Below are 14,682 nucleotides of genomic sequence, written 5' to 3' on the forward strand. Positions count from 1 at the left end.
CTCCCTGAAACGGGGGCATTCAGCCCCGATACTTGCTCATGACCAGCGTGGCATTGGTGCCGCCGAAGCCGAAGCTGTTGGACAGCACGGAATCCAGTTCCACCCCTTCGCGGTAGGTGGTGGCGATTTCCTCGGGCTTCAGTTCGGGGTCAAGCTGGGTGACATTGGCCGAGGCCGCGATGAAATTGCCGTCCAGCATCAGCAGCGAATAGATCGCCTCATGCACGCCGGTCGCGCCGAGGCTGTGCCCGGTCAGAGATTTGGTCGACGAGATCGGCGGCACATTGCCTTCGCCAAAGACGCGGCGGATCGCCTTCACCTCGGTCACGTCGCCCGCCGGGGTCGAGGTGCCGTGGGCGTTGATATAGTCGACCTTGCGGCCTTCCGGCAGCGTGGCGACCGCGAGGCGCATCGAGCGTTCGCCACCTTCGCCCGAAGGCGCCACCATGTCGTGACCGTCGGAAGTGGCGCCATAGCCGGTAACTTCGGCATAAATCTTCGCGCCACGCGCAAGAGCGTGGTTCAGTTCTTCCAGCACCACGACGCCGCCGCCGCCTGCGATGACGAAACCGTCACGGGTGGCATCAAAGGCGCGGCTCGCGGTGGCGGGGCTGTCATTGTATTTCGACGACATGGCGCCCATGGCGTCGAACAGGCAGCTCAGCGTCCAGTCAAGTTCCTCGCCGCCACCGGCGAACACGATGTCCTGCTTGCCCATCTGGATCAGTTCGGTGCCATTGCCGATGCAATGCGCCGAGGTCGAGCAGGCCGAGGTGATCGAATAGTTCACGCCCTTGATCTTGAACGGCGTGGCGAGGCAAGCCGAGTTGGTCGAGGACATGCAGCGCGTGACCATGAAGGGGCCCATGCGCTTGGGCGCGCCCTTCTCGATCACGATCTGATGCGCCTGGAAGAAGTTGGAGGTCGAGGGCCCGCCGGAGCCCACGATGATCCCGGTGCGCTCGTTCGACACGTCGCCCGCCTCCAGCCCGCTATCCGCGATGGCCTGCTGCATGGCGAGGAAGTTATAGGCTGCACCCGGCCCCATGAAGCGCAGGTCGCGCTTGTCGATATGGTCTTCCAGCACGATCTGCGGCATGCCATGAACCTGGCTGCGGAACCCGTGCTCGGCATATTCCGGCGCAAAGACGATGCCGGATTTCCCGGCGCGCAGGCTGGCTTCCACCTCGGCGGCATTGTTGCCGATCGGCGAGACGATTCCGATCCCGGTGATGACGACGCGACGCATGGGGCCTCCCTCAAAATCTCAAGCCTGTTTAGGGCAGCGGGCCGGAAGGGGCAAGCGGGAAGGGGGCTTCCGGGGGCGGGGCAGGGCCTGTTGCAGGAGCGCCCTGCCGATATTGCTCCCGTATAAGGGCATCGTACCGGGGGTGGCCGGGGCGTGTGCGGACCGGGCTTTGACCTGCCCAAGGCCCTGACCTGACGCATGTCAGGATGCGGCTTCGGAACTAAAAGGCCGGGCCTTTGCTTCAGGCCCGGCACAACACGCGCGATCTGACAGATGTTCAGTTTGCGCTGAGCGCGACTTTCATGTCGGTGACCTGATAGATGACCTCGCCATCGGCCTCGACGATGCCGTTGGCCACGCCCATGGTCAGGCGGCGGGTCTGGATCGCCTTGGTGAAATCGACCTTGTAGGTCAACAGCTTGCGGTCGGGCCGCACCATGCCGGTGAGCTTCACCTCGCCCACTCCCAGCGCATAGCCGCGCCCCTGCCAGCCGCGCCAGCCGAGGTTGAAGCCGGTGAGCTGCCAGAGGCCGTCAAGGCCAAGGCAGCCGGGCATGATCGGGTTGCCGGGGAAGTGGCAGTCGAAGAACCACAGGTCGGGCGTGATGTCGAATTCGGCAACAACATGGCCCTTGCCGTGTTCGCCGCGATCTTCCGAGATGTCGGTGATGCGATCCATCATCAGCATGGGCGGCGCCGGAAGCTGCGCATTGCCCGGTCCGAACAACTCGCCCCGTGCGCATTTCAGCAGATCGTCCTTGGTGAAGCTCGTCGGAAATGCCGCCATCTGGCCCTTTTCTCCTTTTATCCCTGGACCCCTCTATCACCCCGGTCTCTGCCGTGGCAAGGGTGGCGGACCCTGCCTGCGTGGGTTCCGCCGGGATCGCCGCGGGCGGGCAGGCGGTTTGTGGTGCGGGTGCGGGAAATGCGCAGTTATCGGATGTTTCTGGCGGCTTCCGGGCTGGCCAACCTTGCGGATGGGGTGGCGACGGTGGCCTGGCTGTGGGTTGCCACGCTGCTGACACGGGATGCGGCGCTGATCGCGCTTGTTCCGGTGGCCTTGCGGTTGCCCTGGGCGCTGTTCGCGTTGCCTGCGGGGATCGTCGCGGACAGGATGGACCGGCGCAGGCTGATCGTGGCGATGGATGGCCTGCGCGCGGCGGGTTTTGGTGCCGCTGCGATTGCCCTCTGGCTGGCCGCCCCGCTGCCGCCCGCCCCGGACAGCGGAGTGACCTCGCCGCCGCTGTTTGTCTCGCTGTGCCTGTCGGCGCTGATCGTCGGCGTGGCCGAGGTGTTTCGCGACAATGCCGCACAATCCTATCTGCCCGCCCTTGTCCCCTCGGAGGGGCTGGAACGCGCCAATGCCCGGCTCTGGCTGGTTGAGAGCGTCGGCAATGCACTGGTCGGCCCGGCGCTGGGGGCGGCGGCGCTGGGGCTGATGCTGGCCCTGCCTTTCGCGGGTAATGCGCTGGCTTACGCTCTGGCGGGGCTGATCATCGCGGGGATCGCCGGAGGCCCTGCATCCCCGCGCGCGGCAGCGGAGCGCAACTGGCGGCGCGAACTGGCCGAGGGCTGGGTTTTCCTGCGCGGCTCGCCGCTGCTGCGGATGCTCGCGGTGGCGACCGGGTTCTGGAACATGTTCGACAGCATGGTGATGTTCGCACTTGTGCTGCTGGCGCAGGAGAAGCTGGGCCTGCCTGCCGGGCAATACGGGCTTGTGCTGGCAGCGGCGGCGGTCGGGGGGATCGTTTCTGGCCTGATCGGGGACCGGGTGGTCCGCGCCATGGGGGCGGTGCGGCTGATGCGGGTCGCGCTGTTTTCCGGCGTACCCTGCTTTGCCGCCATGGCGGTAGCCCCCGGCCCGGTGACCGTGGGGCTGGCGCTGGGAATGGCGTGGTTCTGGGGCCTGACCTGGAACATCGTCTCGGTCTCGACCCGGCAGCGGTTGGTGCCGGATGCGATCCGGGGGCGGGTGAACAGCCTTTATCGCCTGATGGCCTGGGGCATGATGCCGGTCGGCTCGGCGTTGGCCGGGCTTGTCATCGGCCTTGCCGAAGCACCGCTGGGCCGCATCGCCGCGCTGGAGGCGTCGCTCTGGCTGGCCGCCGCAGGCACGCTGATCCTGACGCTGCTTGTCTGGCGGCCGCTTGGCACCTATCTCCCACAGGCATTGTTGCAAAAGTGACGGTCGGGGGCGCAGGACGGGGAATGGGTTTGAAATCCCCGCCCGGCGGGCTTAGACTGCAAGGATCATTGGACCGGAAGGCAAGATGACCGAGACCGCAGACGATATGGTGATGGCGCGCGCAACCGGCTGGCTTGCGCAGGGGGGCTTGCGGCCGACGCGGCAGCGGCTGGCGCTGGCCTCGCTTCTGGTGGGGGATGGCGCGGATCGCCATGTCACCGCCGAAAGCCTGTTTGCCGCCTCGATGTCGGGCGAGGAGAAGGTCAGCCTCGCCACCGTCTATAACACCCTGCGGGCCTTCTGCGAGGCCGGGATCATGCAGGAAGTCGTGGTCGATGGTTCGAAAAGCTATTTCGATACCCGCATGGACGATCACCCGCATTTCTATTGGGAAGACGACGGCCGGCTGACCGATGCGCCCGCCGATCAGCTTGAGATCACCCGACTGCCCGATGCACCGGAAGGGGCCGAGATCGCGCGTGTCGATGTGGTGATCCGCCTGCGGCGGCGCTGATCGTTAGCGCAATCACGGAACCTGTCGCGCACGACACAGTTGTGTGAAGAGCTGACACAAAGCTCGAAATCACGACGGAACATGAACATCTGACGTAAAAAGTATGGCATTGCCTTGCGACAGCACCGCATGCCGCCTAGATTTTGCTGCCCCGTGCGGGGGATGACATTCCGCAGGGGCCAAGGGGGTCAGACGATGAGCACCTATACCAACCTTCCCGCACCCAGCCCCGAACAGGGGCTGAACCGCTATCTTCAGGAAATCCGCAAGTTTCCGCTGCTGGAACCCGAAGAGGAATACATGCTGGCGAAGGCCTGGGTCGACCGTCAGGATTCGACGGCGGCGCACAGGCTGGTGACCAGCCACCTGCGGCTCGCCGCCAAGATTGCCATGGGTTATCGCGGCTATGGCCTGCCGCAGGCAGAAGTGATTTCCGAGGCGAATGTGGGCCTGATGCAGGCGGTGAAGCGCTTCGATCCCGAAAAGGGCTTCCGCCTTGCCACCTATGCGATGTGGTGGATTCGCGCGGCCATCCAAGAATACATCCTGCGATCTTGGAGCCTTGTAAAACTGGGCACCACCTCGGCGCAGAAGAAGCTGTTCTTCAATCTGCGCAAGGCCAAGGCCAAGCTTGGTGCGCTGGAGGAGGGGGATCTGCGCCCCGAAAACGTGGCCCAGATCGCCAAGGATCTGTCGGTGACCGAGGAAGAGGTCATCGCGATGAACCGCCGCCTTTCGGGCTCGGATGCCTCGCTCAATGCGACGGTCGGGTCGGACGGCGATGGAACGACGCAGTGGCAGGACTGGCTGGAGGATGAAGACAGCGATCAGGCCGGCGCCTATGAGGAACGTGACGAGCTGGACGCCCGGCGCGAGTTGTTGGCGCAGGCCATGGCTGTGCTGAACGACCGTGAAAAGGACATCCTCGTGCAGCGCCGCCTGACCGACGAGCCGGTGACGCTGGAGGATCTGTCGGAAAGCTACGGCGTCAGCCGCGAGCGCATCCGTCAGATCGAGGTGCGCGCCTTCGAGAAGCTTCAGTCGCGCATGAAGGATCTGGCCCGTGGCAAGGGCATGCTGATCGACGCGTGAACTTCTGTCGGGCGACCCTCGGGCCGCCCCTTCAACCGCTGCGGTCCGATCCGCTGTGGCCTGGGCGCTACTCTGCTACATTCCCGCTGATTTCGGGAATTTCCCGCATCCAGAATGCATTAAACCCGCTGGACCAAATCACGGGCTGATGGCACGATCCTGAAGGCGCTGGTGGGTGCGCCTTTTTCCAGGATTTTTATTATCATGAACAATCCGAAACAGACGCTGGTGATCGGCATGGCAGCCGTGGCCATTTCCGGCGCGATGATCCTCTTCGGTTCCGACGGTGCGAGTCCCGCGTTGCGGACGCTGCAATATCTTTTCTGTGCTCTTGGCCTTGCCGGAGTGATCGGGGCCCTTGTGCAACTGTCCCGGCGGTAGCGTGATGCGGCGGTGCAGCGCCTAAGTCGGCAGGGCAGCGATGCGGGGGCTTTACATCGCGTCGCTTTTCCCGTTCAAAGCGTCGCAATACGACTCTGATGCCGCAGGACGCGGGGCCCGCTGCCGCTGGGCGTTGCGTGCGGGGGCGCGTGTCATTACCTAGGGCGCAAACGAACAAGGACCGGACCCATGTCGATGCCCTCGGAAATGCTCAAGACCTTCCTCAAGCCGATGCACCCGGAGGGCTACAAGTTCGTCGCGGCCTTCGCCGTGGTGACTCTGGTGCTGTTCTGGATCTGGGAACCGCTGGGCTGGATCGGCACCGGCCTGACTGTCTGGTGCTATTACTTCTTCCGCGATCCCAAACGCGCCGTGCCGCAGGGGGAGGGGCTGATGGTTTCGCCTGCTGACGGCATGGTCTCGCTGATCGAACGCGCCGTTCCGCCGCCGGAACTGGGCATGGGGGATACGCCGATGCTGCGTGTCTCGGTCTTCATGTCGGTGTTCAACTGCCATGTGAACCGTGCGCCGGTTGCCGGACGGGTGGTGAAGATGGCCTACCGCCCCGGCAAATTCCTCAATGCCTCGCTCGACAAGGCCAGCGAGGATAACGAGCGCAATTCGCTGTGCTTTGAACTGGCGGATGGCCGTCGCATCGCGGTGGTGCAGATCGCCGGGCTGGTCGCGCGCCGCATCGTGCCCTTCGTCAGCGAGGGGCAGGGCCTCAAGACCGGCGAGCGTTTCGGGCTGATCCGCTTCGGCAGCCGGGTTGATACCTACCTGCCGGAGGGCGTAGCGCCGCTGGTGGCGCTGGGCCAGACCTGCGTCGCGGGCGAGACGGTGATCGCGGAACTGGGCCGCGACCTGCCGCAGCGCCTGGCAAAGATGGTGTAAGCCATGGCCACACCGCGCCGCCTGTCCATCGCCGGGCTTTTGCCCAACATGTTGACCGTCGGCGCGCTGTGTGCGGGCGTGACGGCGATCCGCTTCGCTATCGAAGGCTGGTATCGCACTGCGTTGCTGCTGATCCTGCTGGCGGCGGTTCTGGATGGTCTGGACGGGCGCATTGCCCGACTGCTGCGCAGTGAAAGCCAGATCGGCGCCGAACTGGACAGCCTGTGTGATTTCGTGAATTTCGGTGTGGCGCCGGGGCTGATCCTCTGGCTCTGGGCCTTGCAGGATGTGAAGGCGGCCGGCTGGATCGCGGTGCTGATCTATGTGGTTTCGTGTCTCCTGCGGCTGGCGCGCTTCAATCTGGGCAATCGCGCCATCGACAAGGTGGCCGAGAAATCGGGTTTTCAGGGCGTGCCTTCGCCCGCCGGAGCCATGCTGGCCTTCCTGCCGATGTTCGCGGCCTTTTCCTTCGGCGGCAGTGGCGAAAGCCTGCCCGGCGGGGTCGTCGCCTGCTACATGGCGCTGGTCGGCGCGGCGATGATCGGTCGCTTCCGCACGCCCTCGTTCAAGAAAGTCACCTTCGAGGCGCAATATGTGCGCTATGTCGTCGTTGGCTTCGCCGGTCTGCTGGCCGCCTTGCTGGCCTATCCCTGGGCCACGCTGGTGGCTCTGGATCTCGTTTATATCGGAGTGGTGGTGTTCAGCCTGTTCCGCCGCCCCTCTGACCCCGAACCGCTGGAGGAGCCCACGGATGGAGCTTGAGGCCATCGCAAAATCCTATGCCCGCTGGGCGCCGGTCTATGACCGGACTTTCGGTGCCGTGACCAATGCCGGGCGCCGCCGGGCCACCGGCTTTGCCAATGCCGTCGGTGGCGAGGTGCTGGAGGTGGGCGTGGGCACCGGCCTGGCCCTGCCGTTCTATGCGTCACATCTGGCGGTGACGGGGGTGGATTTCTCTGAGGCCATGCTGGCCAAGGCGCGGTCGAAAGTAGCCGAACAGCATCTGACCCAGGTGCGCAGCCTGCGGCAGATGGATGCGCGCGAACTGGATTTCCCGGATGCCAGTTTCGACACGGTCTGCGCCATGCATATCATGTCGGTCGTGCCGGAACCTGAACATGTCCTTTCGGAAATGGCGCGGGTCTGCCGTCCCGGTGGCCATGTGCTGATCACCAACCATTTCGCGGCCGAGGGCAAGGGCGCGATGGCACGGTTAGAGCGGCTGTTCGCGCCGCTGTCGGATCTGCTGGGCTGGCACAGCGATTTTGCGCGCGCCCGCGTGCTGGGCGATGCCCGGCTGGAACTGGTGGAAGAAGACGGCCTGCCGCCGCTGGGCCTGATGACCTATCTGCGTCTGCGCCGCCGTTGACTCTGTCGCGGGCGTTGTCGCGCGGCGGCCCTGTCTTTATGATGTTAGCGAAAACATCGAAAGGGCAGGGCAATGGCGATCACCCGCTGGGGCATTCTGGGGGCCGCGAAATTCGCGCGCGAACATATGGGGCCGGCGATCCATACCGCCCGCAATGCCGAACTGGTGGCGCTGGCCAGCAGCTCGGCTGACCGGGCCGCGCCCTTCGCGGCTTTTGCGCCGGGCTTGCGCCTGCATGACAGCTATGAGGCGCTGTTGGCCGATCCGGGCATTGATGCGGTTTATATCCCGCTGCCCAATCACCTGCATCTGGAGTGGACCTTGCGCGCCATCGCGGCGGGCAAGCATGTGCTGACCGAGAAGCCGATGGCGATGCGGGCGGGCGAGTTCGACCGGCTGATCGCGGCGCGCGATGCTTCGGGGCTTCTGGTGGCCGAGGCCTATATGATCGTCCATCATCCGCAATGGCAGAAAGTGCGCGCCCTGATCGCGGAAGGCGCCATCGGGCGGATCGAGCATGTCGATACCGCCTTCAGCTATGACAACCGCGCCGATCCCGGCAATATCCGCAACCGCCCGGAAACCGGCGGTGGCGGCTTGCGTGACATCGGCGTCTATACCTTTGGCTGCACCCGCTTTGCCACCGGGGCAGAGCCTCTTGCGCTGAGCGCACGGGTGAAGCTGGAAAACGGTGTTGATACATGGGCTCAGGTGGTGGGCGAAATGGAGGGGCCGACAGGCCGCTTCACCTGGTCCTCCATCACCTCGATGCGGTTGTTCCCCCGGCAGGAGGTGGTGTTTCAGGGCGAAACCGGCCTGATCCGCGTCACCGCGCCTTTCAATGCCGGGCTGTTCGGCGAAGCGCAGGTGGAATTGCACCGCAGCGGCAACAGCAGCGAATGCTGGCGCTTCCCTGCCGTAAACCAGTATGTGCTTCAGGTTGAGGCCTTCGGTCGCAGCCTGCATGAGGCCGCGCCCTACGCCTGCCCGCTGGAGTTCTCGCGCGGGACGCAGGCCATGATCGATCAGGTCTTTGCGGTGGCCACAGAAATCTGACCGCGCAGGGGGCTTTCCGCCCCCTCTTGCCAGCGGCAATTCACCCCCGAGGATATTTTTACCAAGATGAAAGCAGGCCCGTTTTCCCTTGGTCCCGCTATCCTCGGGGGGGCAAAGACCCCTGAGGCATCAGCCCATGGTGACCACGATCTTGCCGGTGGACTTGCGCTCGCGCAGGCTGGTCAGCGCCTCGGGAAGTTGCTCCATCGGGAAACACTGGCTGACATGGGGGTGCAACTCGCCAGCGGCGATCCAGCCGGCCAGCGTGGCAAGGCTCGCCGTCAGCACATCGGGGCGGAAGCGCAGATAGCCGCCCCAGTACAGGCCCATCACGCTCAGGTTCTTCACCAGCAGCAGGTTGGCGGGCACCTGTGGCACCTCGCCCCCGGCAAAGCCGATGGCCAGCAGGCGGCCTTCGGGGCGGGTGGCGCGCAGGGCCTCCATGAAGGCGGGGCCGCCGACGCTGTCATAGACCACATCGACGCCGCCCAGTTCCTTCAGGTGGTCCCGCAGGCCCGGCGCTTCGCTGTCGATGACGACATCCGCCCCGGCCTGCGCCGCCGCCGCGCATTTCGCGGCGCCCCGCGCCGAGGCGATCACCCGCGCGCCCATCCGTTTGCCGATCTCGACCGCCGTCAGCCCGACGCCACCCGCCGCGCCGGTGACGAACAGGGTTTCACCGGGCTGAAGCCGAGCCTTGTGGTCCAGTGCCAGATGCGAGGTGCCATAGGCGATCTGGAACGCGGCGCCAGTAACGGCATCCATCGCGTCGGGCAGCTTCAGGCAGCGCCCGGCCGGGCAGAGTGTATAATCGGCCAGCCCGCCGATGCCGGGAAAGGCTGCCACACGGTCACCTGAGGCAAAGCCGGTCACATCGGCGCCGACCTCGGCCACTTCTCCTGCAATCTCCATCCCGAGCGTGCAGGGCAGGGCGGGCTTTTCCTGGTACTTGCCCTCTATTGTCAGCAGATCCGCGAAATTGAGCCCGCAGGCCGCAGTGCGGATCAGCACTTCGCCGGGACCGGGCACGGGGCGCGGAAGGGTTACAAGCCGGGGTGGGGTGCCGGTTTCGGCAAGGCGCCATGCACGCATCGGTATGCTCCTGTCCTGTCCCGGTCCCGGCGGCGCGCCCCTGCGCGACCCTTGCCCGGATGATTCCCTTTTTCCGGTTGAGCGGTACAGGTCTGCCGCACGTTGCGCAATAATATTGCGCATTGGTGTCCTGACCGTGATTTCCGCCCAACAAAAGCGAGGAAATTCACAATATACCTATCCATTCGTATAGCAATCCATATACAAAAGGCACGATTTGTGATCATAAGCGTGGTAGAAAAAAATCAGGTCTTCGCGTATCGTGTTCAATCATACCGCGAAGGGTGGGCCCGAAAAACGCGGCTTTGTAATTGCTAGGGGAGTACGAAGATGAAGCATCCCGTGGACGCGCATGTTGGCAAGCGCATCCGTCACCGCCGCTGGATGGTGGGAATGACGCAACAGCAACTGGCGGAGCGGGTTGGCATCAAGTTCCAGCAAATCCAGAAGTATGAAACCGGCATGAACCGCGTCAGCGCGTCCCGCCTGTGGGACATCGCGGAAACGCTGGGCGTGAACATCAGCTTCTTCTTCGAAGGGATCGACGAAGCGCGCGAGGTGCCCACTCCGGTCGAAGGCGACATCCTGGCCGACAAGGAAGCGCTGGAGCTGGTGCGGTCTTACTATGCGATCCCCGAGGCGCAGCGCCGTCGGCTGTTCGATCTGGCCCGCGTGCTGAGCGACGCTGCCTAGCTGCCCCTTCCGCGCTGACGCGACGCCCCGCTTGCGGGGCGTTTTGCTTTGGCGTGGCTTGACCGGAGCAGGGCCGCGGGGTAGCGCCTTGGCATCCGAGGCAGGAGAGCGATGATGACCGTGATAGCCCCCGATCTTTCGGCCGACCTGGTTTCGGTTGCCCATGAGATGGCGGAGGCCGGGCGCAAGGCGATCCTGCCGCATTTCCGCAGTGTCGGTTTGACAGCGGACAGCAAGGAAACCGTGCGATTTGATCCGGTTACGGTGGCTGACCGGGCGGCAGAGGTCGCGATGCGCGCGGTGCTGGCACAGCGGCGGCCGCAGGATGCGATCCTCGGGGAGGAGATGGGGCAGCAGGCTGGCAGCAGCGGGCTGACCTGGGTGCTGGACCCCATTGATGGAACCCGTGCCTTTCTGGCGGGGATGCCCACCTGGGGTGTTCTGATCGCGGTGGCGGGCGCGGGCATGCGGCCGCTTTATGGCCTGATCGACCAGCCCTATATCACGGAACGTTTCGAGGGCGGGCTTGGCCTGGCCCGGATGCAGGGGCCGGGCGGCAGCCGTGCGCTGGCCACGCGCCCGGCCCGGCCGCTGGACGAATGCATCATCATGTCGACTTTCCCCGAAGTTGGCAGCGCGGAGGAGGGGGCCGCCTTCCATCGTCTTGCCTCACAGTGCCGCCTGACGCGCTATGGGGCGGATTGCTACGCCTATGCCCTGCTGGCGGCGGGGCATATCGACCTTGTGGTCGAGGCCGGGTTGCAAACCTATGATGTGCAGGCCCCGATCGCGGTGATCGAGGCCGCTGGCGGGGTCGTCACCGACTGGACGGGGGCACGCGCCGACTTGGGTGGGCGGCTGCTGGCGGCCTCATCTCCCGAGGTCCATGCGGCGGCGCTCGCTGCACTCAGAGGTTGAAAAGCCGCTTGCTGCATCTGCACGATCTGCGCTAGGCTTCGGGCGACGTCGCGAGTCCTTCCCCCCTTCTGTCGCACGTCCTCGTCTGTACCGAAGGGGCGCCAGAGGGGGAGGCGCCATCATGCCTGAAATTCTTGTTCGCAATGCCGATGTCCTTGTGACCATGGACGGCACCCGCCGCGAGATCGCGGGCGGTGATCTGTTGATGCGGGACGGTGTGATCGTTGCCGTCGGGCAGGGGCTGACCACCTCGGGCATGGTTGTCGAGGCGCGGGGCTGTGTGGTGACGCCCGGTCTGGTGAACACGCATCACCACCTTTACCAGACGCTGACGCGGGTGGTGCCGGGCGGGCAGGATGCGCTGCTGTTCGGCTGGCTGAAGACGCTGTACCCGATCTGGGCGCGTTTCGGGCCGGAGGAGATGTTCGTCTCTGCCCGGATCGGGTTGGCGGAACTGGCGCTGTCAGGCTGCACGCTGACCTCGGATCACCTGTATCTGTACCCCAACGGCGCGCGGCTGGATGACACGATTGCCGCCGCGCACGAGGTGGGGCTGCGTTTCCACCCCACGCGCGGCGCCATGAGTATTGGTGAAAGAGCAGGCGGCCTGCCGCCTGACAGTCTGGTGGAGCGTGAGGCCGCTATCCTGGAGGACAGCATCCGCGTCGTCGATGCTTTCCACGATCCGCGCGAGGGCGCGATGGTGCGTGTGGGGCTGGCGCCCTGTTCTCCCTTCTCGGTCAGTCGTGATCTGATGCGTGAGGCGGCGGTCCTGGCGCGCGACAAGGGGGTGATGTTGCACACCCATCTGGCCGAGAATGACGAGGATATCGCCTATAGCCTCGCGCAGTTCGGCTGCCGCCCCGGCCAATATGCCGAGGATCTGGGCTGGACCGGCCCCGATGTCTGGCATGCGCATTGCGTGAAGCTGGATGGCGACGAGATCGGGCTGTTTGCGCGCAGCGCCACCGGGGTCGCGCATTGCCCCTGTTCCAACTGTCGTCTGGGCAGCGGTATCGCGCCGGTGCGGGCGATGCGGGATGCGGGCGTGAAGGTTGGGCTGGGCGTCGATGGTTCCGCCTCGAATGACGCGGGCAATCTGGTGGCCGAGGCGCGGCAGGCGCTTTTGTTGCAGCGGGTTGCGCGCGGGGCTGATGCGATGAGCGCGCGCGAGGCGCTGGAGATTGCCACGCTGGGCGGCGCGAAGGTACTGGGGCGCGGCGATTGCGGCTCGCTGGAGCCGGGCAAGCGCGCGGATCTCGCGATCTGGGACATGCGCGGGATCGAGGCGGCGGGCGCCTGGGACCCGGTGGCGGCGCTGATGCTCTGCGGTCCGACGCGGGTGCGCGACCTGTTCGTCGAGGGGCGGCAGGTTGTGCGCGACGGTCAGATGGCAACGCTGGACCTGCCGCGGGCCATCGAGCAGCAGAACCGGCTGGCGCGGCGTCTGGCGGGGCTGTGAACGAAGCCGCTTGCGGCCTGCCGCGGCCTGAGGCATCACCGGGAAAAGCGGAGGGTTCCATGCGCCACGATTACAAATCCCAGCAGGCCGAGACCTTTGAAAGTTTCGAGGCTTTCGCGGCGGATGCGCCGGCCGAGGCGGTCATCACCTATCAGTTCTATCCCGAGGATGTGGACGCGAACTGGGATGGCGTGCAGAAAGCCTTGCAGGCCAAGGGCTTCCGCACCAACCGGGATGACGAGGACGAGTTGCTGGATGCGCTGGTCGGTCCGGTGAAGATCGACGCCGAGACGATCTGGAAGTTCGAGAAGCTGGCCACCGAAATCGCGCTGGAATTCAATTTCACCCCGGATGGCTGGGGCCTGCTGGAGGAATGACGGCAGGGGGCTTTCCGCCCCCTCGCCCCTGCGGGGCTCACCCCCGAGGATATTTTTGCCAAGATGAAGGCTCAGCCACGCGGTGTGCCGCCAATCCAAACGGCACGGATGGCGCGGTCGTCACCCAGCATGATGGTGGGGAACAGTGCCTGCCAGATCGTTTCGGCGCGTGTGATGGCCTGTGCGATGGCAGGGGTGGAGCCGAGGTCGATCACCACGAGATCCGCCTCCATCCCCGGCTTGATATTGCCGATGCGGTCATCGGCCAGCAGGCTCCGGGCGGAACCTTGGGTGGCGAGCCACCAGAGTTCGGCCGGATGCAGGGCGTGGCCGCGCAACTGCCCGATTTCGTAAGCTGCGGCCATGGTGCGCAGCATGGAAAACGACGAGCCACCGCCGGTATCGGTGGCAAGGCCGACCCGGTGACCTGCCGCCTTCAGCCCGCCCATGTCGAAGAGGCCCGAGCCGATGAACGTGTTCGAGGTCGGGCAATGGATCAGGCTCGCATCCACCTCGGCCAGCCGGGCTTTCTCGCGCGGCTCCAGATGGATGGCATGGCCGTAAAGCCCGCCCCGGCCCAGCAGGCCATGCGCCTCGTAGGTATCCAGATAATCGCGGGCATTGGGGTAAAGCCCCTTTACCCAGTCGATTTCGTCCAGTTGCTCGCTCAGATGCGTCTGCATCAGGCAGGACGGGTTGGCGGCCCAGAGCGCCCCAAGCGCCTCAAGCTGTTCGGGGGTCGAGGTGGGCGAAAAGCGCGGCGTGATGACATAGGACAGCCGGTCCACCCCATGCCATTTCGCCAGGAGGGCGGCGCTGTCGTCATGCGCCGATTGTGCGGTATCACGCAGGCCTTCGGGGGCGTTGCGATCCATGCAGGTCTTGCCTGCCCAGATCCGCTGCCCGCGCGCCTGTGCCTCTGACATCAGTGCATCGACGGAAGCCGGATGGATGGTGCAATAGGAACAGACCGAGGTCGTGCCATTGGCCAGTGTCAGGTCAAGATACCGGCCTGCAACCTCGGCTGCATAGGCGGGATCGGCAAAGCGCATTTCCTCGGGGAACGTATAGCTGTTCAGCCAGTCGATCAGCCGCTTGCCCCAGCTGGCGATGATGGCGGTCTGCGGGTAATGCGCGTGGGCGTCGATGAACCCGGCCGAAATCAGGTCGCGCCCGTAATCGGTGACGCGCGCTTGCGGCCAGGCGCGGCGCAGCGCATCCGCCGCGCCCACCGCCACGATGCGGCCTGCCTCGATCACCAGTGCCTCGTGCAGTCGCGCGGCCTCTGGCCCCGCCTCGAACGGATCGGCGGCGAAGCTCAGCACCTGTCCCAGCAGCAGTTCGGTCATCTCGGGCCTCCTGTTCAGCCGGATCAGCCTAAAGTCTTTCCGCTCGCAGGT

16 protein-coding genes are annotated in these 14,682 nt (G+C 65.2%); 12 read left to right on the forward strand and 4 right to left on the reverse strand.

The features are described from left to right. Positions 1 to 19: 19 nt before the first annotated feature. Positions 20 to 1,249 (reverse strand): beta-ketoacyl-ACP synthase I, encoded by a 1,230-nt coding sequence (fabB, locus tag AO684_RS05555; RefSeq protein ID WP_054301752.1) that lies wholly within the window; start codon positions 1,247 to 1,249, stop codon positions 20 to 22. Between the two features lie 277 nt (positions 1,250 to 1,526). Continuing rightward, positions 1,527 to 2,036, reverse strand: a complete 510-nt coding sequence (fabA, locus tag AO684_RS05560; RefSeq protein ID WP_054301753.1) for a bifunctional 3-hydroxydecanoyl-ACP dehydratase/trans-2-decenoyl-ACP isomerase — start codon at positions 2,034 to 2,036, stop codon at positions 1,527 to 1,529. A 138-nt stretch (positions 2,037 to 2,174) separates the two neighbouring features. Between fabA and AO684_RS05565 the strand changes: the two genes are divergently transcribed. The 8 genes from AO684_RS05565 to AO684_RS05595 all read left to right on the forward strand — a co-directional run bounded on the left by AO684_RS05565 (position 2,175) and on the right by AO684_RS05595 (position 8,740). After that, positions 2,175 to 3,434 carry an MFS transporter gene (locus tag AO684_RS05565; protein ID WP_054301754.1) on the forward strand — a complete coding sequence of 420 codons (1,260 nt, stop codon included), beginning with the start codon at positions 2,175 to 2,177 and terminating at the stop codon, positions 3,432 to 3,434. An 85-nt stretch (positions 3,435 to 3,519) separates the two neighbouring features. Continuing rightward, a complete protein-coding gene (irrA, locus tag AO684_RS05570; protein ID WP_054301755.1) occupies positions 3,520 to 3,948 on the forward strand; it encodes an iron response transcriptional regulator IrrA in 429 nt (142 codons plus the stop codon). A 195-nt stretch (positions 3,949 to 4,143) separates the two neighbouring features. Continuing rightward, a complete protein-coding gene (rpoH, locus tag AO684_RS05575) occupies positions 4,144 to 5,040 on the forward strand; it encodes an RNA polymerase sigma factor RpoH (protein ID WP_054301756.1) in 897 nt (298 codons plus the stop codon). A 204-nt stretch (positions 5,041 to 5,244) separates the two neighbouring features. After that, a complete protein-coding gene (locus AO684_RS21775) occupies positions 5,245 to 5,421 on the forward strand; it encodes a hypothetical protein (RefSeq protein WP_158640453.1) in 177 nt (58 codons plus the stop codon). A 195-nt stretch (positions 5,422 to 5,616) separates the two neighbouring features. Continuing rightward, the gene (locus AO684_RS05580) at positions 5,617 to 6,315 is read left to right on the forward strand and encodes a phosphatidylserine decarboxylase (protein ID WP_054301853.1); all 699 of its coding nucleotides are present in this window, start codon (positions 5,617 to 5,619) and stop codon (positions 6,313 to 6,315) included. A gap of 3 nt (positions 6,316 to 6,318) precedes the next feature. Beyond that, the gene (locus AO684_RS05585) at positions 6,319 to 7,077 is read left to right on the forward strand and encodes a phosphatidylcholine/phosphatidylserine synthase (protein ID WP_054301757.1); all 759 of its coding nucleotides are present in this window, start codon (positions 6,319 to 6,321) and stop codon (positions 7,075 to 7,077) included. Beyond that, a complete protein-coding gene (locus AO684_RS05590) occupies positions 7,067 to 7,684 on the forward strand; it encodes a class I SAM-dependent methyltransferase (RefSeq protein ID WP_054301758.1) in 618 nt (205 codons plus the stop codon). Before AO684_RS05585 ends, AO684_RS05590 begins: the two co-directional genes overlap by 11 nt. Before the next feature lie 72 nt (positions 7,685 to 7,756). Then, the gene (locus AO684_RS05595; protein ID WP_054301759.1) at positions 7,757 to 8,740 is read left to right on the forward strand and encodes a Gfo/Idh/MocA family protein; all 984 of its coding nucleotides are present in this window, start codon (positions 7,757 to 7,759) and stop codon (positions 8,738 to 8,740) included. A 129-nt stretch (positions 8,741 to 8,869) separates the two neighbouring features. Here AO684_RS05595 and AO684_RS05600 read toward each other — a convergent pair whose 3' ends face one another. After that, positions 8,870 to 9,832: an NADPH:quinone oxidoreductase family protein gene (locus AO684_RS05600; RefSeq protein WP_054301760.1), complete on the reverse strand. Its 963-nt coding sequence runs from the start codon at positions 9,830 to 9,832 to the stop codon at positions 8,870 to 8,872. A 330-nt stretch (positions 9,833 to 10,162) separates the two neighbouring features. Here AO684_RS05600 and AO684_RS05605 point away from each other — a divergent pair, with 330 nt between their 5' ends. From AO684_RS05605 to AO684_RS05620, 4 genes are all read left to right on the forward strand, one after another. Next, positions 10,163 to 10,525, forward strand: coding sequence for a helix-turn-helix domain-containing protein (locus AO684_RS05605; protein WP_054301761.1), 363 nt, complete (start codon positions 10,163 to 10,165; stop codon positions 10,523 to 10,525). Positions 10,526 to 10,639: 114 nt separating this feature from the next. Next, the gene (locus AO684_RS05610; RefSeq protein WP_054301854.1) at positions 10,640 to 11,443 is read left to right on the forward strand and encodes an inositol monophosphatase family protein; all 804 of its coding nucleotides are present in this window, start codon (positions 10,640 to 10,642) and stop codon (positions 11,441 to 11,443) included. Positions 11,444 to 11,564: 121 nt separating this feature from the next. Beyond that, positions 11,565 to 12,905: an 8-oxoguanine deaminase gene (locus AO684_RS05615; RefSeq protein WP_054301762.1), complete on the forward strand. Its 1,341-nt coding sequence runs from the start codon at positions 11,565 to 11,567 to the stop codon at positions 12,903 to 12,905. A gap of 59 nt (positions 12,906 to 12,964) precedes the next feature. Beyond that, positions 12,965 to 13,282 (forward strand): ribonuclease E inhibitor RraB, encoded by a 318-nt coding sequence (locus tag AO684_RS05620; RefSeq protein WP_054301763.1) that lies wholly within the window; start codon positions 12,965 to 12,967, stop codon positions 13,280 to 13,282. A 71-nt stretch (positions 13,283 to 13,353) separates the two neighbouring features. Here AO684_RS05620 and guaD read toward each other — a convergent pair whose 3' ends face one another. Further along, a complete protein-coding gene (guaD, locus tag AO684_RS05625) occupies positions 13,354 to 14,631 on the reverse strand; it encodes a guanine deaminase (RefSeq protein WP_054301764.1) in 1,278 nt (425 codons plus the stop codon). Positions 14,632 to 14,682: the final 51 nt, after the last annotated feature.

The organism is Gemmobacter sp. LW-1, assembly GCF_001303875.1.
Taxonomy (GTDB): Bacteria; Pseudomonadota; Alphaproteobacteria; order Rhodobacterales; family Rhodobacteraceae; genus Gemmobacter; species Gemmobacter caeni.